Here is a 23,679-nt window from a genome sequence, read left to right as displayed (position 1 = left end):
CAGTATATTAACTGACTTGCTTGTAATAATCACAGACTAAATGTATAATCATCGTTGTGATTGTGTGTGAAATCCACGAAAGAAAAGTGTTTAAAGCATTTTGTTATGACTGGATTACTGTAGGTGTGAGTGAAAGTAAAAACATGACAAAACGATTCTGGAATCTTTTTAAGGTTAGTCCGGTTGTATTAGCTGCTACATTTTTCGTTGCTAACAGTGCCTTAGCTGCTGAAGTTAACGAACAGGTAACAAATGTTGGCGAGTTATCTGAAGCTCAAGAGTCTAACGACATGAGTCAGGTAACATCAGTTTCTCAGTTTTCGGATGTGCAGCCTACAGATTGGGCGTTCCAAGCTTTACAATCTCTAGTTGAGCGCTATGGCTGTATTGCAGGTTATCCTAACAGTACTTATCGTGGGAACCGTGCTTTAACCCGTTATGAATTTGCCGCAGGTTTGAATGCGTGTTTAGATCGGGTTAATGAACTGATTGCTACAGCTACTGCTGATTTGGTCAGCAAACAAGATTTAGCTACTTTACAGCGTTTACAAGAAGAATATTCTGCTGAACTAGCAACTCTGCGCGGTCGCGTTGATGGACTAGAAGCCCGCACTTCTGAGTTGGAAGCTAATCAGTTCTCCACTACCACCAAGTTGGTTGGAGAAGCAATTTTTGCCGTGTCTGATGTTTTTGGTGACACTAGAGCCGCTCGTGGTGGCGATCCTACTCAAGATTTAAATTACAACACCACTTTTAGCGATCGCGTTCGTTTAAAATTGTTGAGCAGTTTCACTGGTACAGACCAGTTGGAAACACGTCTAAATGCTGGTAATATCGTCTCCAATCGTGGTAACGATGCATTGGGTACCGGTACTGGTACTAACATGAGCCGCTTAAGTTTTGATGGAGATACTGGCAACAGCGTTAGCATTGATAAACTCAACTATGCTTTCAACTTGACTGATGCAGTACGTGTCAAAGTTGATGCTACTGGTGCTGAATTATACGAAAACATCAATAACTTCAACCCTGACTTCGCCAGTTCTGGTAAAGGTGCGCTCTCACGCTATGGACGTTTCAGCCCCATATATCGCCAAGGTCAAGGTGGCTCTGGTGTAACTGTTACCTTCAATCCTAAAGGCGCCATAAGTCTCAGCGGTGCTTATCTAGCTAGGACTGCTAACGACCCTACCCTTAATAATGGGTTGTTTGATGGTGATAACGCTATCTTTGGTCAGATATCTTTCCAACCCACCAAAGCCTTTAATATTGGTCTAACTTACGCTCGCACTTATCAAACTGATGGTGCTGCCAATAACCTTTTCCAAGGTACAGGTAGTATTTTTGCCAATACTCCTTTTGGGGCTAACACTCGTACTGAATCCAACAACTACGGTGTACAAGCTACCTTCCAATTTAGTCCTCAGTTGGCTATTAGTGGTTGGGGAGGTTACACAACTGCTGATGCTAGGACTGGTATTAATGCAGGTGCAGACGCAGATATTTGGTACTGGGCTGGAGCGCTTGCTTTGAAAGACTTTGGTGGCGAAGGCAACGTTTTAGGTGTGATCTTTGGTCAACCACCCAAAGTTACTGGTGGTAGCATCAAAACAGTTGCTTAGCAATACTACCTTCGACGACAGTACTTCTTATCACTTAGAGGGTCTTTACAAGTACAAGATTTCCGATAATATTCAGGTTACACCTGGTTTGTTGGTAATCTTCAACCCAGAACACAACGACGCTAATGATACTGAATACGTAGGTACTCTACGTACTACTTTCTCCTTCTAAAATTGGAGATGAAATATAAAGCTGAGAATTAGATAAACAAAACCCCACTTTTAGGTGGGGTTTTGTTTAGGAAGAAAATTGGCTATGTAGGATTGTAATCTGGCTGATTGGATATATCTTTTGGGGGGCGATCGCTACTCCAAGCCCACCACACAGAACCACAGTGACAGTAGTAAAACTCTTGCCATTTACGACGACGGTCTTCCGTAAGAACAGGCGATCGCCGATTGAGCCAAACTTTCTCAGCTTCTAGGCTACTTGAGTGGCAGTTAGGACAGCAAAAATCATAAGCATGTATTGCCTTATTCGTCCATTCAGGTGGGAGGGGAGCAAAAGCGTCCATGTAGTTACAAATATAGTCTTAATGGCAAGCCAAAACTTTGAGGTTTTGAATTTGGCGGCAAAGGAATACTATAAAATCCCGCCATACTATCAAACTGCTGAATAAATATTCTTATAGCTCGATCTGAATCTATTCAAGACTGCGAGAGTATTTCATAAATCAAAGGTTAACATGAAAACTTTATTTTTTACACACCTAGTTACTATGCACATTATGGCTAATAATTAAATTTATGGAGCCAAATGTTGAAATTCGCCGTTTGTTAGATGTGATGCCTGCTTCTGGTCGGATGACGACAAAAATCGTCAGTAAGCCAGAGCAAGCAAAAGTAATTGACGCTTCCTTTCCCCAACCCTGGAACCAAGCGCGACCGATATACATTAATTTTGATTTGTGGCGTCGCCTGACAAAGCCGCAACGAGACTTGCTGCTGTTGCAGATGGTTAGCTGGTTGACGGGGGTAAAGTGGTTTAAACCCGACATTTATCAAGGTGTGGTGTTGGCTGGGCTGTTAGGCGGATTCTTAGAAGCAGCACAATCAGATGTAGTGGGTGTAGCTGTCGCTGGGGGATTAAGTGCGATCGCTGCTTTTCGGATCTGGCGCACTAATAAATCTCAAGAGTCAGAGTTAAATGCCGATGCAGCCGCAATTAAAATAGCACAGCGGCGTGGTTATTCAGAAGTTGAAGCAGCACAGCATCTATTATCAGCAATTGAAGCGGTAGCCAAAATTGAAGGGCGTTCCAGTTTCAATTTTACTGAGTTGATTCGTTGCCAAAACTTACGAGCGATCGCAGGTTTATCAGCAGTGGGTATACCAAAAAGTTATAAGTAAAAATGAGTAATAATTCCGAAGTCAGAATCCATCTGTCTGAATAGTTAAAGAATCAGAATAATATCTGATGATAATCACATTTACAGCAATCTTGATCGTACAAAAAAATTGGATTCTGAACTAACAATGTTAAGCAATAAAATTAGCAAGCTTAATTCAAAATTACCTTTGAATTCTCCTTGGTTTATTATTCTTCTTTTTTCTTTTCTTGGTTTAATAGGTATTCTTAACCATTCCATGTGGCGAGATGAACTAAATCCCTGGCTGATTGTCAGAGATAGTGGCTCGTTCGGAGATTTAATTGCAAATATTCATTATGAGGGTCATCCTGTTCTATGGTATTTTTCTCTGGCCATTCTGATAAAAATAGTCGATTATCCTATTATTATGCAAATTTTCCATTTGGCAATTACTGTTGTTTCAGTTACACTTTTTTGCCTATATAGCCCTTTTAACTATCAACAAAAATTTCTATTTTCCTTTGGGTTCTTTCCCTTTTACGAATATCTTTTAATTTCTCGAAACTATGCCTTTAGTATGTTATTTGTTTTTGCATTCTGTACAGTTTTTGCATCTAGAAAAATAACTTATGCTTATTTGGCAATTTTATTGGGTTTACTAGCAAATAGTAGTGCTTATGGTTTACTAGTATCATTTGCTTTATTATTGACTTTACTGGCTGAATTTTGTTTTGATCGTGAACATCGACAGCAGTATTTTAGTCAAACCAAAAAGTACGACTTGTTTTTAAGTATTTTAATTATCACATTATCTTTTATTTTATCCATTTATATTATTACTCCTCCGACAGATAGTTATCTTCACGGTGGCTTAAATAATGGTTGGCTAATAGAATTAGATGTACGTCATCTGTTGAGAAGTATCGGCAGAGTATTTGGTAGTTATTTATTAATTATTCCTGCACATAAAAGATGGCTGGATTTAATTGTTTGTGCGACAATTGCTTTATTTATTGTAGTTTTAACTTTAATAAAATTATCTGAAAAGCCAGTTGTTTTCTTTTTCTACATGATAGGCAATGGTATATTATTTGCCTTTACATACTTGAGATTTTTAGGTATGCCACGGCATTTTGGACATTTTTATTTAGTTCTGATAGCAGCTTTATGGCTGGGAAGTTATTATCACAAGTCTATATTTTTACTTAATAAAATTTCTATTCTTCCACGTTCAATTACATTTATTCACAAATGGCATTATATCGCTTTAATGCTCATTCTTTATGTCCAGTTTGGAGGAGGAATTTATAGTTTTTCAAGAGATTTAGTTGTACCATTTTCTGCTAGTCGTGAAACAGCCCAATATATTCACAAATCTGGATTAGATAATGAGTTTATTGTTGCCAGTCGAGATGCGAATATGGCTCCTTTATCGGGTTATCTTAATCGAAAGTTTTACTATCCAGAGGTGGAAAAAATAGGAAGCTTTACTTTATTTAAAAAAGGTCGTCAAGAAGTTGAACAAGCTGAGATATTAAGCCAGATTAATTCTCTACTTCAAAATCAAGATGAGCTAAAGAAAGTTTTGCTGATTTTAAATAAAAAATTGAATGTCAACCGCAATGATTTGAAAATTGTTCCGATTAAAGATTTTCAGAGAGGCTGGGTGGATAGTGAAAGATATTATCTTTATTGGGTAGATGAAGTATAAGGATAATGCGCCAGAGAACTTTGTAGTTTAATATAGTATGGACTTTTTTGTAATAGAGGATCAGCATTTACATTTGAATGTGTCGCCATAAATACTTGTTGTATCCAGTGGCTATCGCTAACAAAAGATATTTCATTAAAGTTATAGCAAGGAACTAATCCTGCTTTCTTAGCCATTTTACAGCGCTGTTCTGTCTTAAAAACTAAGGGCTTAATTGTTATACAAGCAAAATGTGTCACCAAAACACCTCAAAAATAACGCTTTTGCATCTTTTGACTAGCTTGCCACCGCTGATAACTAGCTGGGATGCGTGAGCCTAATCTACACTGGAATAAGAGAATGTGTGTTTAACTGGTTTAGATATCAAAAACTGGGGAGTTTTGTCATACCTTCTCGGTGTTGCTTATGAGGTGATTACCTCGTGTGGTAAAACTTAACTTAAATTCTGTCAGTTACTAACGGAGTTGATGGGAATGAGCACCTTAATTTTTATTGGCTTGATAGGAGTTTACGGAGGCGGCGCTTGGAAGTTTTGGAATGGGTTTGAACGGACTAATTTTAATCCAAGTTTGACCAATCGCATTGGTTTATCTTTGCTATGGCCAGCTTTGTTTATTACAAATCAGTCTTATCGTCGAAACTTTAGAAAGGCGTTGAAGGGCTAAGGATTACTATTAAACCTAACGTCATCCAATCCTGACGGTGGTATATATCTCAAATAAATCTAACCTACAACCTCGCTCCCCTATTAGGGAAGCGAGGTTAGGTTTGCTCTTTTTACGAAGCAGAGGAATTAGGGAAGGATAAGTTCGTTAATCGTTGGCAAATATTTCAACTGATGAATTTACGAATTATTTACCATTGGTTAATAGATGAATTGCTGCACCTACAGCGGCACCATCAACAGCATTGCCAAGAGTATCTCTTTTATCGCCAGTAACTACTCCCGTTACTGCGCTAGCTCCTGCACCAACTCCGATATCTTGAGCAGCGTTTCGGTGACGGCGATTACGAGTATTTCTCAGACCATTTGCACCATTGACGGCTGCACCAGTGACACCACCCTTAACAGCATTCCCTAATACACTGCCATTTCCCCTAACAGCTCCGGTTACAACGTTGGTAACAGCCCCGATACCTGCATCTCTTAGTACTTGGTCATCAGCAGCAGCGGGTTTGGCGGGAACTAAGGTTACACCAGTTAAACTTGCAGCCATGAGGCTGGGTAAAAGTGCGCGTTTTAGGATTTTATTCATTGTGTTACCTTCTCAAAACATCAAACAACTTTCTAAAAACCAAAGTTACTAGAGTCTGATAAAACCTGAATTTTTTATTTGAACTACTAGCAACTATTTATTGTTTGAGAACATATTCATTGTTGCATTTGCAAAGTCATAACTGCATCTACTGAAAGCATGAATATAAATTCAGTCCAGAGAAGGCCTTAATGATTTTTTAAATCATACAAGGGATTACATCTTGACAAAATTAATTAAATATGTACTTTAGATTTGTCACAATTAACAAGGGATTTGTAATGACAAATAAGTAGTGTTTACCTTATCTATCTCAGGACTTACGCAAAATCATGAAAAAACGAACCACAGAGGGCGCAGAGGACACGGAGAAATAAGAGTTTCAGAGAGTTCTTGCGTAAGTCCTATATCTAAAGATAGTTGTCAAAATAATTAAATTAATATCAATTCAATTAATGATTGCAATACATTCTTGGCTAAAGACGCGATGAATCGCGTCTCTACAAGATGGTCTATTTGTCGAACTTGCCAAGAAAATGTCAAGCAAAGGTAGAAAAACCGAGATTGGGTGGAATATCCTGAATTCGCCCAGGCCCGATCGCTCGTAATGCTTCTTTGAGTAAAATATCCTCAGTATACAAGGCACGTCCGACAATTACGCCAGTCACGCCTTGAGGTTCTAACGCCAACAAACTCAACAAGTCGGTGACAGAACTTACCCCGCCAGAAGCAATTATCGGGATGGAAATTGCGGCTGCAAGTTCTCGCAAAGCTTCTAAATTTGGCCCTGTCAGTGTACCATCCCGGTGGATATCTGTGTAAATTATGGCGGCTGCACCTAATTCTTGCATTTGTACAGCTAGTTGAGTTGCTAAAACTTCCGAGGTTTCTAACCAACCGCGAGTTGCGACTCGACCATTACGGGCATCAATACCGATAATAATCTGTTCGGGAAATTCTTGGCAGAGTTCTTGCACTAACTGGGGTTGTTCTACGGCAATGGTTCCAAGAATTGCCCACTGTATGCCTAGATTAAATACCTGTTGTACACTAGTGCGATCGCGCAATCCTCCGCCAATTTCAATGGGTACTGACACTGCTTGAGCGATCGCTTCAATTGCCCCCAGGTTTACTACTTTACCTGCTTTGGCACCATCTAAATCAACTATATGCAATCTGGTAGCACCTTGATCTACCCACTGTTTGGCAACATCAGCAGGATTTTCGCTAAAAACTTGCGAGCGATCGTAGTCTCCCTGATACAGTCGCACACAGTGACCTTCTAGTAAATCAATCGCTGGAATTACGTCCATTTAACTCTTCCTCATTGCAATCAAAACGCTATCTATAGCTGAATTTACGATTTTTCATTTTTCATTTGTAATTGCCTTACAGCTTGCCCAAAACCTAGCACAAGCAAGATGTTAGAAAGCGTCAAAAAAAGTTCTGCACCACCGTGCAACCAATCTACATTGGCCAAAGACTCGCCATAATGTAATTGGGCGTAAATTCCGGCTGGGATGGTGATAGCAACAAAGACAAGCGTGCCGTAAAATCCATACAACGCTAAACGTGGCATTTGCGGACTGCGGCTGATAAACCACAAGAAACCCAAATAGGGAAACAGTGAAAGTGCAAACAGGGTTTCTTTAGAAATCATTGCTCTGATTTGATAGGTTTTGGTTCAACAGTGTTGACAGATTTGGTAGAACGCCAAATCAAAAACGCCGCCGCCCAAAGCGTAAAATTACCAACTAAAGTCATGGTAGCTTGAAGCGTTACCATCCATTCCAAAGATTCGGCGTTGTCGAAATAATGCCAGGTACAGGCACACATAGCGCTGACTAAAGCTGGTAACATCGCCAGGGATAATCCCCACCAGCTACGGTTATTAGTCAGTTCGCCGTAAGTCCAGATTAACCAAATGGCCGCAATCCACTCAATAACGCTAGAAATATGAATAATCCAGGTTGGAATCGAAAGGGTGTGCATAAGAAAGTTAGGAGTTGGGAGTTAGAGATTTGGAGAGGACATTACTACTGTCAAGGTAATATGTCGCTTGAATTTTATATTTGTTTAAACAAACCTTTATTATGCAACGCCAAATAAAAATTCTTATTTGTAAGCGTCTTCTAAATTATCTAGTTTGTCAGAATTGCTCGTTGAGTTGGAGGATTTGCGCTCAAAACCACCTACCTCTGCCAAAGTATAGAGGGGTCTGGCTTTAACTTCTTCGTAGATGCGTCCTATATATTCACCTAAGATGCCAAGACTTACTAACTGCACAGAGCCGAGGAAGAAAATTGCCATCAAAATAATCGTAAACCCAGTTAAAGGCGAATGGGGGACAAAAAGACGCCAATACAAGACTAATAAAGCCATGAAAATGGCCGCCGCCGCTGCTACTAAGCCTAAGTAGGTTGATAACCGCAGTGGCACTATTGAAAAGGACACTAGACCATTGATAGCAAGGGCTAAGGATTTGCTAAAAGTGTATTTAACTTCCCCAGCAAAGCGGGGGTTGCGCTCGAACCGAATTGCTGTTTGCTGAAAGCCAACCCAAGAACGTAAACCACGAATATAGCGGGTACGTTCTGGCATAGAATTGAGAATATCTACAATCTGCCGATCCATTAGACAAAAATCACCAGTATCAGTAGGAATCTCTACATCTGCAAGCTTCTTAAGGATACGATAAAAGAAATAGGCAGTAAAACGCTTAAACCATCCTTCTTTTTGGCGTTGAGTGCGTTGAGCGTAGACGACTTGATAGCCCTGTCGCCATTTTTCAACCATGTCGGGGATTAGTTCTGGTGGGTCTTGTAAGTCTGCATCAAGGATGACAATAACTTGACCCCGAACAAAATTAAGACCAGCAGTTACTGCAATTTGATGACCAAAGTTACGAGCAAAGCTCAGATAGCAAATGCGCGGGTCTTTTTGATGGAGGTCTCGTAGTAATTGTAGGGAGCGATCGCGGCTACCATCATTGATTACAATTAATTCGACAAGCCCATCCATCCGATTCATGACTGCACTCAGTCTGCGGTATAGTTCTGGAATAGTTTCTTCTTCGTTATAAATTGGAACAATGAATGAATACTTTGGTAACATCTAAAAATATTGTTTAATTTTTTAACAGATGATAGACTGCTTGTAATTATAAAGATTTGCTTCTCACCATACCTAATAAGACTTAAGTCAGATTGTTATAGTTTATTTATTCTTTAGGTTGAGNTCATCTGAAGAGTCTGATTTTTTCAGCCTTTCTACAGCTTTTTTGGGAAAAGTTCGACGATGGCGATACCAAGTAGACCCTGCTATGAGTGTTCCAGTTAAACCTAATGCAAGTATTAGCGGCAAAAAATCGCCTGTATTCACTGCCTTCAGACCAGAACTACCTAGTAGTACAAAAGGTAAGACACTAGGAACAGTACCAAGTGTTGTACCGAGAACATAATCTTTAAAGCTAATCGAAGTCAGTCCCGCGACAAAGTTAACCAAGCCATAGGGCATGATTGGTACTAATCGGATGGCAAACATATAAAAAAGCCCTCCACGACGCACCTCAGCATCCATAGTTTGCCAGCGTCCTGCTAGTCTTTTTGCAACTGCTTTGCGTCCAATAGTTCGAGTAAAAACGAAGGCAATTATTGCCGCAATGACTGCTCCAACACTAGTCCAGACAGTACCTAGCCAAGGGCCAAAAATGGCACCTCCAGTCAAATTTAGTACCGTTGAGGGCAAAACTAACATGGTTGCCACAACGTACAAAGAAATATAAATAATCGGTGCCCAGATACCAGAAGATTTGAGCAAAGCTTGAATTTGTACTGGTTCAATGCCACCAAGAAGATATACGGTTATACCAGTTGCAATTATGCAACTCAGCGTGAGTAGCAAAATACCAGTTTTCAAGTTCCACATTAGAACTCTACTCCTACTTTTTGTGTAACAAAACCCATCTTTTGAAAATTTAAATCCTTGTAGAGACGCGAAATTTCGAGTTTCTACAAGGATTTTTCACTAGATGTCTATTGTATTAGCTAGTTTTAAAGAGAAGCGACGTAACTTTTATCCCAGTATCCAAGCACAGACCAGAAACCGCAAGCTAGCAAGACTTGTGTCAATGAAACCGGAAGTGAACACTTTGGAATGGAAAAAATGTAAGTAATTATAGCGCCTGCTATCCTGCTTAGGACAAGTCTGCTATGGATAACTGTTACAGTAGCTCTCTGACGATTTGCCAATGAATGTCCTAAGTTGTTTGACCACTGTTATAGAACTTGGGAATGAGTTTACCATCTATATGGTGGACAGAGATTCATTTAACAATAGCTATTAATTAATCTAAAATCCAAAATCCAAAATGGTCAAAATGCGGGCATTATTGTCTGGGTATTACGGTAAAGGTAATGGTGGTGACGAAGCTTTATTGGCAACGCTTTTGCAAATGTTGCCATCTCACGTAACGCCTGTGGTGCTTTCTGGCAATCCAGAGGAAACCCGCGATCGCTACAATGTAGAAACCTATGATCGCATGGCTACTTTAGATGTACTACAAGCTTTACGCTCAAGTGATGCCTTAATTTGGGGCGGCGGCAGTCTCATTCAAGATGTTACCAGTACCATCAGCCCATTTTATTACGGGGGACTAATGGCACTGGCGCAGAAAATGGGTTTGAAAACTGTTGCTTGGGCGCAGGGTATTGGCCCTTTAGTGCGTCCGCAAACTCGTTGGTTGGCACGGCAAACCTTTAGTAATTGTACCAAAGTTAGTGTCCGCGATCGCGCCAGTGCGGCTTTATTATCTGATTGGCAAATTCCTTGTATGATAGCGCCTGACCCAGTTTGGGCGTTGGAATCTCAACCAGTACCAGGACTTTGGGATTTACCTGCGCCGAGAGTTGCGGTAACGTTGCGATCGCATCCCCAACTTACAGAAACACGTCTGGCAAACTTAACTCGCGCTTTGGTGGATTTTCAAAAAGCCACGCAAGCATTTATTTTATTACTGCCGTTTCAAAAAAGTGAAGATTTAAGTATTGCTGAAGCTATTCAACCACACCTTAAAGATGTCAGCCAGATTTTGTGTCTGGAAGATCCGCAACTTTTAAAAGGTGTGTTTCGCGGCGTTGAAATGGCGATTGGGATGCGTTTGCACAGTTTAATTATGGCTGCTGCTGAAGGTTGTCGTTGTTTTGCTCTTAGTTATGACCCCAAAGTAAATCGTCTGATGGAAGATTTAGAAATGCCTGGATGGGATTTAGCAAGTTTACCCGATGACCCCAATTTGATTGGTCTGACTTGGATGGAGCATTATGCCAATGGCGATCCTTTATCATCAGAGAAAATCCAATCTTTGGTGGATGGCGCTTTAATGCACTGCGAGTTGTTGAGTGAAGCCTTAAGTTAAAGAATTTCCCAAAATTATACAGATTATGGTAAATCTCAATCGTGCCAATTCTGCCGCTAATCAACCTATGGGTGCAGTTCGCGTCAAAATCAAGCTCACTAATGCCATTGATGAAGCACTTGTCAGTCGAGGAATGCTCAATCCAAATATGCTGCGAGTGTATGAAACAGAAGCATTAGTGGACACAGGGGCAGTACGTACTGTATCTATTGTCCAGCAACTTGGTCTAAGAATTCGAGGACAGCAGATTGCTCAATACGCTAACGGTAGTGAAGAATCTATCGGCGTAACTGAACCCGTAATTATTGAATTGGCAGGACGGGAAACTACCGAAGCCACATTAGTTACAGGGAATATCGTCCTGCTTGGACAGACGGTTTTAGAAACGCTGGATTTACTGGTGGACTGTAGAAATCAACGACTTATCCCGAATCCTGAACATCCTAACTATCCTGTAATGAGAATATCCCTCTTCTGTCACTTTCCGAGTATTCTTAATAAAAGGATTAAAAGAAAAAACTCTGGAAGGTAAGCAGGGCAATGGATGTAGAATTACAAATCCTGAAACATTTGGCAAGAGACGCCCACCCAACAGTTGCGATCGTAGATGAATATTGTGCAGAGTATCAAGATTTATTTAAAGAGGTAAGAAATTATGAGTGCTTCAAATATTTGCACTTAGGAATAATCTCGCCAATAAAAAGAAAATCATTACCAGAAATAGCTAAAGTTGTGAGTATAAACTCTGCACAGTCATTACATCATTTTATAGCCAATTCAAATTGGTCAATAAATGAATTAAAAATCCGAAGATTAAATCAAATCAAGAGAGCATTAAATGGAAATGCCATTACGGTAGTAATAGATGAAACAGGAGATAGGAAAAAAGGTAAAAAGACAGATTATGTAGCAAGGCAATATCTAGGGAGTGTCGGAAAAATAGATAATGGGATAGTTACAGTCAATGCTTATGGAGTTTACTCTAATATAACATTTCCATTAAGTGTAAAAGTATTCAAGCCAAAAGGGACATTAAAAGAATCAGATAGATATCAAACTAAAATAGAGTTAGCGTCAGAAATCATTACAGAATTAATTGAAGATGGCTTTAATATTGAACTGGTACTGGCAGATAGTTTATATGGTGAAAGTAGCCAATTTATTAAAAAATTGGCTGAATATAAATTAAATTATGTAGTAGCAATAAGAAGTAATCATGGAGTCTGGTTGCCAGCTAATCAGAGGGTTAGGGCGAATAAGTGGTGTAAATTTGAGAGAACATTTAGCAATCAAAAATCAGAGATTAGATACATTAGGGAAATAGTTTATGGTAAAAAAAGAGCCATAACTTACTGGGAAATAACTACTGACCCAGAGACCATGCCGGAAAATTCTACAACATTTGTGATGACAAATCTTCAAGGAAAGCTGAAGAAAACTTTAGGCGATCTATATGGATTAAGAACATGGGTAGAATATGGTTTTCGCCAGTGTAAGCAGGAACTAGGTTGGACAGATTATCGTTTTACTAATTTCCAACATATTGAGAGGTGGTGGGAAATTATTTTTTGTGTTTACACAATGATTAGTTTAAATTCTTCAGCTTTCCTAGAATTAAATAAATCTCGTCAAATGGGAACAGAGATACAACAAAATACTTCTGTTGATTTTTCTAATCATAAACTATGGAACCATGAGGTCGGATGGAAGAATACTTTAAATAATCTCCGTCTAATTCTCCAACCGCTCTTACTATTTTGGTTGATTTATCCTTGGCTAGATATTTTTCCTAATTCCGATTTATTCCTGGGATTCAATCATTTAATTAGTGCAATGAATCAATTTAAACCTTCTTATGCTTCTGGATAGTTTAGTTTATTTACTACTTGCTTATTCCGGAAAGTGACAGAAGAGGGATATAGGCTAGTGACTAGTTTTGCCGCTGACAATCCCTGACCACTGTACTTTTTTCTCTTTCTCCCGACGGTAAGAAAAGAAATGCTCTGGAGTTTGGAAAGTACAATAAGGTGCGATCGCAATTTGTTCTGCACTAATTCCCATATTTTCCAGTTGTAAGGTATTCACTCGCCGCACATCTAGCCGTACCTTGCCAGGATTAGGATCTTCTAGTAAAGGTGAATTTGGTAATTCATGCAATGCCGTTACAATTTTTTCTTCGTCATTATGTGATATAATACTAGCCCCGATTTCGGCAGCCACTTCGGTAGAGACTTGGTAAACCTCACCAGCGATCGCTGAGCCCATTGCAATTCTCAAATCATCAAGTTTACTGCCTTGAGATTGTAGTCGAGCGATCGCCAAGGGAACAATCTTTTTAGCAGTCCCCCGCCAACCAGCGTGTAATGCCGCCACCCGTCCAGTTCGCACATCCCCAATTAGCACGGGTGTGCAATCTGCGCTAGCGACCCAAACCGCTTGTCTTGGCTGTTCACTCATTAAACCATCTGCCGATGCGAAATCCTCCTGTGCAGAGCTTAAGAAGCTTTCAACTTCTTGGGGGGTGAGAACAGTATTGCCATGAACCTGCTTTAAGCGATAGACTGATGCCTCTGGTTGCAATACTTCTGTGATAACTTGTGGCGATCGCGGCTCAAACTGTTGGGTAAAGAAGCCGTGGTGCCAACTTTCCAGAATACTACAAGTTAGATAGGGGAGTCCTTCCCAATTGCGCCAGTGCCAAGTGTGCATCTTCAACCAAACCTAAACAGAAATCACTCATCAGCCAATCAATGCTAACTTGAACAACGGAATTTGGGTTAACTGCTGTGGGATTTAATCTGCAAAACTTGGAAGCAGCCTTGCAAGCAGGGCGTAAGCATACATATTTACCATTTTCTCTTCAATTTTTTGAAAGCGTCTCCTCAACCAACCAAACCCTCTGGAACTTACTCAACCAAGGGGCTATTTCAGGGACAGTAGTAATCGCAACTCAGCAATCTGCTGGGCGTGGACAATGGGGACGCCAGTGGATTTCTCCGGCTGGGGGATTATATGTTTCCGTGGCGATTTCTTTCGACCATAAAATAGAGGCTACTGACAGCTACCAGCTAACTTTCGCTACTGCTTGGGGCATTGCGTCGCAATTGCGCCAATGCGGTATAGATGTTGGGATAAAATGGCCCAATGATTTAGTTTTAAATGGTCGCAAACTAGGCGGCATTTTGACAGAAACCAAAGTAAACAAAGGACAAATTACCCAAGCAGTAATTGGTGTTGGTATTAACTGGACGAACCCAGTTCCAGAAACTGGAATCAATCTGAAATCGTGGCAAGCTTCCCAAGATATTAGACCAATTTCTTGTCTGGAAATGCTCACCTCTAAAGTCTTGCTGGGAATAGAATCCGGTATGGAGTGCCTTTTTCAAGAAGGAGTAAATATACTCTTGTCTGGCTATCTAGACTTGCTTACAAACATGGGCGATCGGGTGTACATCAATAATCTTTCAGGTACAGTAGTTGGGGTAACTCCTCAAGGAAATTTACGAGTTGATTTAGAAACACATCATACAAAGGAACTAATTACACCGGAAATTTATATTGAACCCGGTACAATCAGTTTGGGGTACCATAAATCTTCCGTTTAAATTTGAGGTTTGTTCAAAATTTCGCTCTTTGGGCAAGACAAACCACTAGCATCATCTCTTTAGGCCAATTACACACAACTGAGAGAACAAATGACGCAGCGCAATAATTCTGCCCATCATCGTTTGCATTACTTATGGCAGCAAGGTCTAACAAAAAAACGTTTTGCCTCAACACTACCAGCTCAGAGCCTCTGTTGGCTGAGTAGCGTTAGCCTCCTTAGCGGTGGCTTCGTGTTTGCCCAAACGGAAACACAAATAGACAATATAGTTCCTACTGTTGAAAGTTCTCAACCAACAGCAGTTACAAATCCAGTTAACACTGAGCGAAGTCGAAGTGTTAAAAAACAGGCTGTTGCGTCGCCGGAAGCCGCTCAAGCGCAACCGGAATTTTCCCAACGGCGAGCCAGACTCAGACAGAGACTAGGCAAGCCAGAGGTTGCTCAATCAAAAGAGCCAGTTAAGCAGTCTACACCCAAAATCGAAGCAGCTGAACCTGTTGTAATTATCAGACAGTCAAAGCCCAAAGTAGAAGCCTCACAAGTCACTCCTGTAAGGGTGAGACAGGAAAAACCCAATACCCCTGCCCGCTATGCACCTGAAAAACTTCCAGTAGTTGCTCAACCATCAAATAACTCTAACAGCCCTGTCAGTGCAACGGCGGAGAAAAAGAAGGATTATAATAACGCCTATATCGATCCTAATAGTTATGACAGTGGTGCAACAGGTACTTATCAAGCACCAAACTCTGTAATTGTTACAGAACGCTCCAGCGGTTGTCGAGCCATTTTGCCATCAGGGCAAAGTGTATTAGGCGGCGTTTGCGCCAAAGTACCCCAGAAGAGTGTAGCTGATTCTAATGGTAAAGCAGCACCCAATTGGCTCAGAAGAAGTCAAAACGCCCAATTACCAGTAGTTCCACCAGTGCGGCAAATTGCAACTACTGGCAACACCAGTAGATGGCGTGCTGCTCAAAGTGGTTCTAGCGGTGTCACCAAGAGCGCATTTCGCTCGAATCGGTTTATCCCGACTCCCGCAGAATTCAGCCCCACAAGAGTGAGTGCAACTCCCATTGCACCGAGTGGTGGGACTTTACCGCCACCAATGGCAGATGGTAACATTGCACCCCGCCCCAGCAACGTAGCTTACGACTTTTCACTGGCATCAGTATTGCCGCAAATTCCCTACATGGGGAGAGTTGCATATAGTGGTACGGGAATGATGTATCCCTTGTCTATTCCCGCTCCCATTACTTCTTTGTTTGGTTGGCGAGTTCATCCAATCACCGGTAATCAACGCTTCCATGCAGGTACAGATTTGGGTGCGCCTACGGGTACGCCAGTTTTGGCAGCTGCTGCTGGTCAAGTAGAAACTGCTAACTGGTTGGGCGGTTATGGTTTAACCGTTACTCTGAATCACAAATCGGCTCAACAAACCCTCTACGGTCACATGTCAGAAATCTTTGTTAAACCCGGTCAGTGGGTAGAACCTGGAACTGTCATCGGGCGAGTTGGCAGCACTGGTAACTCCACAGGCCCTCACCTGCACTTTGAAGTCCGTCACCTGTCACCAAACGGGTGGGTTGCTACTGACCCAGGCGTGGAATTACAAAGTGCCCTCAGTCAGTTAGTGCGAGGTTTGCAAACCGCTCAGGTAAGCCAAGAACCAGGCAGTTAGAAGAAAGTTAGGAGTGAGGAGTGAAGAGTTATGAATTTAAAACTCCTAACTCCTAACTCCTTTACTTACAAATACCCGTGTTCTGCTAGGAATGCGGGTGTAATGCCATCTATACTATTGTCATCAGTGCCTCTGGTGTGGGGATTGCCAGAATAAAGAAATTTTTCGACGTATTTGCCGAGAATATCCCCTTCTAGATTCACCAAACTGCCAGCAACCAAATAGCGAAGATTGGTCTCGCTGTATGTCAGGGGAATTACCGCTACTTTGAATTGGGAGAGTTCTGGCTCATAATCGGCGACTGTGAGACTGATGCCATTGACGGCAATGCTACCTTTGGGGACAATGTACCGTGCGATCGCATCAGATGCAATAAAGGTCATTTCCCAAGAACTAGCCGTTTGTTCTGCCACTAGCAATCTACCAATTCCATCTACATGCCCCATCACAAAATGACCGCCAACTTTGCTGCCTACTTTTAGCGACGCTTCTAAATTGACATATCTCTGTTGGGTTTGCTCACCTCCCAAGGTTGTCCGGCGTAGAGTTTCCGGTGAAGCCGTGGCAATAAACCCGTCTTTTAAAACTTGTTCTACTGTCAGGCAAACACCATCGACAGCAACGCTGTCACCATAAGCCAAATCTTGCATAATTACTTCACCCGAATGGCTTACACAAGTAATTTGCCAAGAATCGCCCCCTAAGGGTTCCATCGTTCCTAATGCTTGGATTAATCCTGTAAACACGGCTTTTTTGTCAAACTAACTCTATTTATTGCCTAATTTTGCCTGAAATCAATTGGTAATTGTCACAGAAATCTCGAACATCCAAGTATATTTTCTGACTTTTTTTAGGATAGGAATATTAACACATTAGCATCCTTCACAAGGCATACTTGGTTAAGAAGGTTATTCTTTAAGAAGACCAATTTGACTTACTCTGGTTTTCACCACAAGTTCGGAGTTTAATAGAAGCAATTATAGAGAACGAATGCTTATGTTTATTACTGTCACCAAACCGCCTAAAAAAGGGTGCTATTTATTACACGGCATCCAAGGCTCTCAAAGCATTGTAGAGGCTTAGGCAATGATTGAAATGAAAGTCGCTGGCATAGCATTAGATGCCATAACCCGCAGCCCGATCGTCCTTTTGAAAGATTCTTCAGATCGGCGGGCTTTGCCAATTTACATTGGTCAGGAACAGGCTAGGGCAATTATGGGCGCACTGGAGAATCAGAAGCCTCCTAGACCCTTAACTCACGACCTGATTGTAAATATTTTAGAGACTTGGAACATGACTCTAGAAAAAGTCATTATTCATTCCCTGCAAAAGGATACATTTTATGCAGCTTTAATTGTCCAGCAAGGCGAAGTCAAAAAAGAAATTGACGCGCGTCCTAGCGATGCGATCGCTATTGCTCTCCGTACAAATACTCCCATTTGGGTAATGGAAGAAGTCATTGCCGATGCTTCTATCCCTGTTGATCGCGATGCAGATGAAGCCGAACAGCAAGCCTTCCGTGAATTTATTTCTAATCTCCGTCCTGAAGATTTGATCAAGCGCTTTGGTAATGGCGACAGCTAGGAAAGTTATGAGTTAGGAGTTAGGAGTTATTAGTTATGAGTGATTTTGCTTCAACTCCTAACTTGTAAGCAAAAAAGTTAGGAGTTAAGAGCTATGATTTACTTCCTTCAACTCCTAACTTATAACTCCTAACTCTTTGTTAAAAATGCAATACCGACGCTTTGGAAAAACGAATCTGCACCTCTCGGTTTTTTCCTTGGGAACAATGCGCTACTTGACTTCTTTTGAAAATGCTCACCAGACTATCGAACAAGCCTTAGCGCTAGGAATTAATCATTTAGAAACCGCCAGAGGTTACGGCAAAAGCGAGGAGTATCTTGGTAGAGCGCTAAAAGCTGGGTTGTCAGTACCCCGAACGGAGCTTTATGTCACTACCAAAATCTCAGCTACAGCAGATGCTGACACCATGCGTCGGTACATTGACGAATCCCTAGAACGATTACAACTAGATTATTTAGATTGCTTAGGTGTTCATGGTTTGAATACCTGGCAACATTTGGAGTGGATGCAAGCCAAAAATGGCTGTATGCAAGCTGTAGAAGAAGCTGTTGCTGATGGCCGAGTACGACACGTTGGTTTTTCCACCCACGGGCCATTAGAGGTAATTCAGGCAGCAATAAATACAGATTTATTTGAATTTGTCAATCTGCATTATTACTATTTTTTCCAACGGCACGCACCAGCAGTTCAACTAGCTGCCGAAAAGGATATGGGCATTTTCATTATTTCCCCTGCTGATAAGGGAGGACGCCTCTACACACCACCTCAAACCTTAAAAGACCTGTCTTATCCGTATTCACCCTTAGAATTGAGTTATCGATTTTTACTTGCAGATCGCCGTATTACTACTTTGAGTATAGGACCAGCTAACCCAGGTGAATTAAGAGAACCTTTACAAATTGCTGACCATGATGGAGAGTTAACACCAGCAGAAATTTCCATTTTCCAGCGGTTAGAAAATCATCAAAAACTTGCTTTGGAAACTGATAATTGTAGCCAGTGTTATGCTTGTTTACCTTGTCCAGAAAATATCAATATTCCAGAGGTATTGCGGTTACGTAATCTTGCCGTGGCATACGACATGAAAGACTATGGGGAATATCGTTATGGAATGTTTGAAAATGCTAGGTCACTGGTTCCCTGGAATGAAAGGCAACCGTTGTACAGAATGCGGTGATTGTTTGCCTCGGTGTCCAGAAAAGTTAGATATTCCAGCTTTGTTAAAAGATACTCACCAAAAATTAAGTGGGAAAGCAGGTAGGAGATTGTGGGGTTGACAAATCCAGGGTCAAATTCGCTATCAGTCCCTCTTCTGGGCAACTACTTTGACCTGTGCAATTGCACCCTCTGGAGCTATATGTATAACGACGTATAACGGCTAAAGTGAGCGGTGTCGAGTAGACTAGAACATAGCGCGAAGTCTCTCTACCGTCTGCTCCACTGCGTTGTTAGCTGGCTTGTCGCAACGGGCTAGTTCAAAAAACTCTCATATTCATCATGATCACCGATCCAAATCCAATAATAATCGTCACCCTTTTTCAAAGCTAATGCTCGATACCTATCACTGAGACGGGCAGACCAAAGGTTTTTACCAACTTTTTTGAAATGCAACGAGGGATGAAGTGAATTTTCCTGCCAAAGTTGATAAGCTTTCCGCGCTTGCTCTTGCATCTCAGGTGACAACTCGGCATACGCTTTCCAAAAATCATCCGTCGCAAAGGACTTCATCGAGATCCCTCACGTTGTTTGCTGCAATGTCCTCCTCTGCTTGAGCAATGAGACGATCTAATTTTCCTGATGCTAAGTCCACTTCGATTTTCCGATCCCACATCTCATCGAGATATTCTTGAAGCCATTTTGCCAGATTGCGAACTTCATCCTCTGATAATTGCTTGATTGCTGATTCAACTTCTAGGCGAGTGTTCATCGGGTACTCCACATACTAAAAGCAGACATATATGCCCACTAATTATAGCTTAGAGGTCAGCAGAGCTAAAAAAATAGACAGCAGCTATTTGAAAGTTTTTGTGTAAAAGTCAGTACTCAATGTTTATTCAAAATCATCAGGCTCTTCAAAGCTCGACGGCTGAAGACGAACAATATTGCCATCCTCTATTCCTTCGATTTTGTTGAGAATCTTTTTTGGGGATTCTTCAGAGAATGTGACTATATATTCATAGATCAAACCATCATCACTCTCGTTTGTCTCAATATCCCACTCCAATTCAAGCAGATCGTTGTATGATATGCCAAGCTCAGACGCTAATTTCTGATTTGCCAACTTTTCTTGCATCTCTTCAAGCTGCCGATTACTCATTGTCCTGATCTCCGTATTAAATTTTAAGGTAACTATTTATTATACAAAACTTTCCGTATATTTTTTCTAAATCCTAATATATCAAGCATTCCCGACATCCGCACAGTGCAGGAATTACTCGGATACAAGGATTTAAAAAGCACGATTATTTACACCCATGTATCTAATAGGGGTGGTAAAGCTGTTCGTAATCCGCTTGATTAGAACTACTGATATATATATATTGCATGAATTTTGAACACCTAAAATGGTACAAAGTTAACACCCTAGTGCCTTAGCCTACGGCATAACACACCCTACAAAACTAGTTTTTAGGTTTCAACTTCGGGGTTTTCAGCCAACATTCTTAGAAAAATGTAAAATTAATAAAGATTTAATAGAGTCAGGAAGATCCGCCTAAGCTGGGGTATCTCGCGGCAATAAAGATGAAGATTAAAAAAAAGAAATATCCTGCGCCAATCACTAACGGTTTTCCGCTACAGTGGACGGGCTGTAAGCTTAGTATGGACTACTAGCCGATCGCTTACTATTTTTCTGGCTAGTTTAACTTTGGTGGCTGGTCTATTACCAGCGGCGATATCCTACATCAGTAAATTAATTGTTGATGCAGTGGTATTTGCCTCTCAAGCTAATACACAAAGCAATGGTTCTGTCAATATTTATCCTTCACTATTTTATGTAGGATTAGAAGCGATCGCTGTAATTTTACTAGCAGGCAGTCAGCGAGGAATCACTATTTGTCAGTCGTTATTGCGGGCGCTAATGGGTCAGCGAGTAAATGTACTCATCTTAGAAAAGGCGCTGACACTCGATCTTAGGCAGTTTGAAGACTCAGAATTTTATGACAAATTGACCAATGCCCGACGAGAAGCATCGGTTCGTCCCCTTTCCCTAGTAAACCGCACCTTTGGATTGGTGCAAAATGCCCTTTCCCTAATCACCTATGGGATTTTGCTAGTAAATTTCTCAGTTTGGGCGGTGGTGGTACTGATTTTGGCAGCTATGCCTGTATTTATTGCCGAAACAAAATTTGCTGGAGAAGCCTTTCGCTTATTTAGTTGGCGTGCGGCAGAAACCCGTCAACAGCACTACTTAGAAAATCTATTAGCAAGAGAAGATTTTGTCACAGAAGTCAAACTTTACCAGTTGGGAGAGATGCTGCTAGGACGTTATCGCAGCCTATTTGAACAACTCTATGGTGAAGACCGTGATTTAACTCTGCGGAGAGGATTGTGGGGATATCTCTTGAGTTTGGTCAGTACTGGTGCTTTTTACTTAGCTTATGCTTGGATTGTGTTGGAAACAGTGTTAGGTAAGATTTCCTTGGGAGATATGACAATGTATCTCACTGTTTTTCGCCAAGGACAGTCTACTTTTTCCAATGCCCTCACTTCTATTGGAGGGATGTATGAAGACAACCTATATCTATCAAATCTCTATGATTTCCTGGAAGAAGAAGTACCAAAATCTTGGGGTAAGGCAACCATTGGTTTAAATCCCCAAGATGGTATCCGTTTTGAGAATGTCTCATTTACTTATCCGGGAAGTTCCAAGCCAGCATTGAGAAATATTTCGCTGCATCTTAAACCCAGAGAGAAACTGGCTATTGTGGGTGAAAACGGTTCCGGTAAGACTACCTTAATCAAACTACTTACCCGACTCTACACCCCTGACTCTGGGAGAATTTTGTTAGATGGCTTGGACTTGCAGGAATGGGATGTGGATGTGTTGCGGCGTCGCGTTGGTGTGATTTTTCAGAACTTTGTCCGCTACCAGTTCACTGTAGGGGAGAATATTGGCGTCGGCGATGTAGAACATCTCGAAAATAAAACACAGTGGAAAACTGCTGCTGAAAAAGGCATGGCTCAATCTTTTATTGACCAATTACCTCAAAGCTTTCAAACTCAACTTGGTCGTTGGTTTAAGGGAGGACAAGAACTTTCTGGGGGACAATGGCAGAAGATTGCTCTTTCTCGTGCATTTATGCGATCGCAAGCAGATATCTTGGTGTTAGATGAACCAACATCAGCAATAGATGCCCAAGCTGAATTTGAGATTTTCAATCATTTTCGCTCGATTACTCAAAATCAGATGGTACTTTTGATTTCTCATCGCTTCTCGACGGTACGAATGGCTGACAAAATTCTAGTCATAGAAAACGGCGAAGTTATAGAACAAGGAACTCACGAAGAATTGTTACAGCTAGGAGGACGTTATGCCAAGTTGTTTCTCTTACAAGCTGCTGGTTATCAATAGGAAAAGAAGCTAGTAGACTGTGTGAATTGAGATAGCGATGCCTACTTTGGGCTGCGCCTACGCTCACTTTGTAGAAAGCACATAACTTCTCTATCTAACCACGTTAAACTGTTCAGTAAATATGGGTCACTAGACACTCCGTATCGTTCAACATTGCTACCTGATAAAATTATGCAAATCACAAAACAGCGATACTATACCCCAGAGGAATATTTAGAGTTAGAAGAAGCTGCTGACTACAAAAGTGAATACATTGACGGGCAAATAATTCCTATGGCGGGTGGAACAATAAATCACAATCGAATCTCGTTGAATCTAAGTGCTGCCTTAAATTTTGCATTTCGCCAGCAAGATTACGAAGTTTTCATGGGTGATGTTCGTCTGTGGATACCCCAAAAGCTTACCTATACATATCCAGATGTGATGATTCTGGCAGGTGAACCAGAGTTTTTTAACAACCGGAAGGATATAATTCTGAATCCACAGATTATTGTTGAGGTTTTATCAAAATCTACCAAAGGCTACGATCGCGAAGATAAATTTCAGGCTTACCGAACTATTTCCACTTTCCAAGAATACCTATTAATTGACCAAACTCGGATTCATGTAGATCAATTTTCCAAAACTGGGAAAAAGCAATGGACGCTTCGTGAATATGATGAAGAAGATGAAGCGATCGCACTTGTAACCGTACCATTTGAGATTTCTCTACAAGATTTATACAACAAAGTGAAGTTTGAGCCTGTTGAGTTTGAAGGGGAAAGTGCAGATGTTGAGGGATTGGGGTAAGGTGCGATCGCTTAATTTATCTTTATTGAGAAAGGTGATCGCTTTGTTGAATTAAACGATGTGTAGCTTGTACAATAAATGTAAATTAATTGTTATTCTAATAGCCCATTTAATTTAGTTATTATATACTCAATTAAAT

The 23,679-nt window shown here is 41.0% G+C and carries 23 protein-coding genes and 2 pseudogenes; 13 read left to right on the top strand and 12 right to left on the bottom strand.

Features of this window, described 5'->3' with window-relative positions:
* Positions 1-143: 143 nt before the first annotated feature.
* Positions 144-1,794, top strand: a pseudogene (locus QUD05_RS30480) (iron uptake porin).
* 82 nt (positions 1,795-1,876) lie between these two features.
* Here the strand turns inward: QUD05_RS30480 and QUD05_RS30475 are convergent.
* On the bottom strand, positions 1,877-2,137 hold the full coding sequence (locus QUD05_RS30475; protein WP_289799312.1) for a hypothetical protein: 261 nt from the start codon (positions 2,135-2,137) through the stop codon (positions 1,877-1,879).
* Between the two features lie 232 nt (positions 2,138-2,369).
* Between QUD05_RS30475 and QUD05_RS30470 the strand changes: the two genes are divergently transcribed.
* The 3 genes from QUD05_RS30470 to QUD05_RS30460 all read left to right on the top strand — a co-directional run bounded on the left by QUD05_RS30470 (position 2,370) and on the right by QUD05_RS30460 (position 5,308).
* The gene (locus QUD05_RS30470; RefSeq protein WP_289799311.1) at positions 2,370-2,972 is read left to right on the top strand and encodes a DUF3318 domain-containing protein; all 603 of its coding nucleotides are present in this window, start codon (positions 2,370-2,372) and stop codon (positions 2,970-2,972) included.
* A gap of 108 nt (positions 2,973-3,080) precedes the next feature.
* Complete coding sequence (locus QUD05_RS30465; RefSeq protein WP_289799310.1) at positions 3,081-4,643, top strand: hypothetical protein; 1,563 nt, start codon at positions 3,081-3,083, stop codon at positions 4,641-4,643.
* Between the two features lie 473 nt (positions 4,644-5,116).
* Positions 5,117-5,308, top strand: coding sequence for a hypothetical protein (locus QUD05_RS30460; RefSeq protein WP_099099661.1), 192 nt, complete (start codon positions 5,117-5,119; stop codon positions 5,306-5,308).
* A gap of 186 nt (positions 5,309-5,494) precedes the next feature.
* Here QUD05_RS30460 and QUD05_RS30455 read toward each other — a convergent pair whose 3' ends face one another.
* The 6 genes from QUD05_RS30455 to QUD05_RS30430 all read right to left on the bottom strand — a co-directional run bounded on the left by QUD05_RS30455 (position 5,495) and on the right by QUD05_RS30430 (position 9,655).
* Positions 5,495-5,899, bottom strand: a complete 405-nt coding sequence (locus QUD05_RS30455) for a hypothetical protein (RefSeq protein WP_289799309.1) — start codon at positions 5,897-5,899, stop codon at positions 5,495-5,497.
* A gap of 539 nt (positions 5,900-6,438) precedes the next feature.
* The gene (gene hisA, locus QUD05_RS30450; RefSeq protein WP_289799308.1) at positions 6,439-7,212 is read right to left on the bottom strand and encodes a 1-(5-phosphoribosyl)-5-[(5-phosphoribosylamino)methylideneamino]imidazole-4-carboxamide isomerase; all 774 of its coding nucleotides are present in this window, start codon (positions 7,210-7,212) and stop codon (positions 6,439-6,441) included.
* A 44-nt stretch (positions 7,213-7,256) separates the two neighbouring features.
* Complete coding sequence (locus QUD05_RS30445) at positions 7,257-7,559, bottom strand: DUF3593 domain-containing protein (protein WP_289799307.1); 303 nt, start codon at positions 7,557-7,559, stop codon at positions 7,257-7,259.
* On the bottom strand, positions 7,556-7,891 hold the full coding sequence (locus QUD05_RS30440; RefSeq protein ID WP_289799306.1) for a DUF2499 domain-containing protein: 336 nt from the start codon (positions 7,889-7,891) through the stop codon (positions 7,556-7,558). Before QUD05_RS30440 ends, QUD05_RS30445 begins: the two co-directional genes overlap by 4 nt.
* A 123-nt stretch (positions 7,892-8,014) precedes the next feature.
* Positions 8,015-9,013, bottom strand: a complete 999-nt coding sequence (locus QUD05_RS30435) for a glycosyltransferase family 2 protein (RefSeq protein WP_289799305.1) — start codon at positions 9,011-9,013, stop codon at positions 8,015-8,017.
* Positions 9,014-9,115: 102 nt separating this feature from the next.
* Positions 9,116-9,655 (bottom strand): TVP38/TMEM64 family protein, encoded by a 540-nt coding sequence (locus tag QUD05_RS30430; protein WP_502911442.1) that lies wholly within the window; start codon positions 9,653-9,655, stop codon positions 9,116-9,118.
* Positions 9,656-10,277: 622 nt separating this feature from the next.
* Between QUD05_RS30430 and csaB the strand changes: the two genes are divergently transcribed.
* From csaB to QUD05_RS30415, 3 genes are read left to right on the top strand one after another with little or no spacing between them, the layout of a single operon-like run.
* The gene (gene csaB, locus QUD05_RS30425) at positions 10,278-11,315 is read left to right on the top strand and encodes a polysaccharide pyruvyl transferase CsaB (protein WP_289800120.1); all 1,038 of its coding nucleotides are present in this window, start codon (positions 10,278-10,280) and stop codon (positions 11,313-11,315) included.
* Positions 11,316-11,340: 25 nt separating this feature from the next.
* Positions 11,341-11,847, top strand: a complete 507-nt coding sequence (locus tag QUD05_RS30420; RefSeq protein ID WP_289799303.1) for a pepsin/retropepsin-like aspartic protease family protein — start codon at positions 11,341-11,343, stop codon at positions 11,845-11,847.
* Positions 11,848-11,855: 8 nt separating this feature from the next.
* On the top strand, positions 11,856-13,184 hold the full coding sequence (locus tag QUD05_RS30415; RefSeq protein WP_289799302.1) for an IS701 family transposase: 1,329 nt from the start codon (positions 11,856-11,858) through the stop codon (positions 13,182-13,184).
* Positions 13,185-13,238: 54 nt separating this feature from the next.
* Here QUD05_RS30415 and pgeF read toward each other — a convergent pair whose 3' ends face one another.
* Positions 13,239-14,024, bottom strand: a complete 786-nt coding sequence (pgeF, locus tag QUD05_RS30410) for a peptidoglycan editing factor PgeF (RefSeq protein ID WP_289799301.1) — start codon at positions 14,022-14,024, stop codon at positions 13,239-13,241.
* A 77-nt stretch (positions 14,025-14,101) separates the two neighbouring features.
* On the opposite strand from pgeF, the gene QUD05_RS30405 reads away from it, so the two are divergent.
* Entirely contained in the window at positions 14,102-14,920 is an 819-nt protein-coding gene (locus tag QUD05_RS30405) for a biotin--[acetyl-CoA-carboxylase] ligase (protein ID WP_289799300.1), read from the top strand.
* 90 nt (positions 14,921-15,010) lie between these two features.
* Entirely contained in the window at positions 15,011-16,594 is a 1,584-nt protein-coding gene (locus QUD05_RS30400) for a M23 family metallopeptidase (protein ID WP_289799299.1), read from the top strand.
* A 65-nt stretch (positions 16,595-16,659) separates the two neighbouring features.
* Here the strand turns inward: QUD05_RS30400 and QUD05_RS30395 are convergent, their stop codons facing one another.
* Positions 16,660-17,340, bottom strand: coding sequence for a riboflavin synthase (locus QUD05_RS30395; protein WP_289799298.1), 681 nt, complete (start codon positions 17,338-17,340; stop codon positions 16,660-16,662).
* 340 nt (positions 17,341-17,680) lie between these two features.
* Between QUD05_RS30395 and QUD05_RS30390 the strand changes: the two genes are divergently transcribed.
* Together QUD05_RS30390 and QUD05_RS30385 are read left to right on the top strand one after the other, a co-directional pair.
* Positions 17,681-18,178, top strand: coding sequence for a bifunctional nuclease family protein (locus QUD05_RS30390; RefSeq protein WP_094349146.1), 498 nt, complete (start codon positions 17,681-17,683; stop codon positions 18,176-18,178).
* A 145-nt stretch (positions 18,179-18,323) separates the two neighbouring features.
* Positions 18,324-19,455, top strand: a pseudogene (locus QUD05_RS30385) (aldo/keto reductase).
* Positions 19,456-19,648: 193 nt separating this feature from the next.
* On the opposite strand, the gene QUD05_RS30380 reads toward QUD05_RS30385, so the two are convergent.
* The 3 genes from QUD05_RS30380 to QUD05_RS30370 form a co-directional block, all read right to left on the bottom strand.
* Complete coding sequence (locus tag QUD05_RS30380; RefSeq protein WP_289799297.1) at positions 19,649-19,906, bottom strand: ParE family toxin-like protein; 258 nt, start codon at positions 19,904-19,906, stop codon at positions 19,649-19,651.
* Positions 19,884-20,105 carry a hypothetical protein gene (locus tag QUD05_RS30375; protein WP_289799296.1) on the bottom strand — a complete coding sequence of 74 codons (222 nt, stop codon included), beginning with the start codon at positions 20,103-20,105 and terminating at the stop codon, positions 19,884-19,886. The genes QUD05_RS30380 and QUD05_RS30375 overlap by 23 nt, the downstream gene beginning before the upstream one ends.
* 123 nt (positions 20,106-20,228) lie before the next feature.
* Positions 20,229-20,495, bottom strand: coding sequence for a hypothetical protein (locus QUD05_RS30370; protein ID WP_289799295.1), 267 nt, complete (start codon positions 20,493-20,495; stop codon positions 20,229-20,231).
* Between the two features lie 447 nt (positions 20,496-20,942).
* On the opposite strand from QUD05_RS30370, the gene QUD05_RS30360 reads away from it, so the two are divergent.
* Together QUD05_RS30360 and QUD05_RS30355 are read left to right on the top strand one after the other, a co-directional pair.
* On the top strand, positions 20,943-22,751 hold the full coding sequence (locus QUD05_RS30360) for an ABC transporter ATP-binding protein (protein ID WP_289800119.1): 1,809 nt from the start codon (positions 20,943-20,945) through the stop codon (positions 22,749-22,751).
* A gap of 171 nt (positions 22,752-22,922) precedes the next feature.
* Entirely contained in the window at positions 22,923-23,540 is a 618-nt protein-coding gene (locus QUD05_RS30355; RefSeq protein ID WP_289799294.1) for a Uma2 family endonuclease, read from the top strand.
* Positions 23,541-23,679: the final 139 nt, after the last annotated feature.

This window comes from Nostoc sp. GT001, assembly GCF_030382115.1.
Classification (GTDB): Bacteria; Cyanobacteriota; Cyanobacteriia; order Cyanobacteriales; family Nostocaceae; genus Nostoc.
This window is presented reverse-complemented; position numbering and strand designations above follow the sequence as displayed.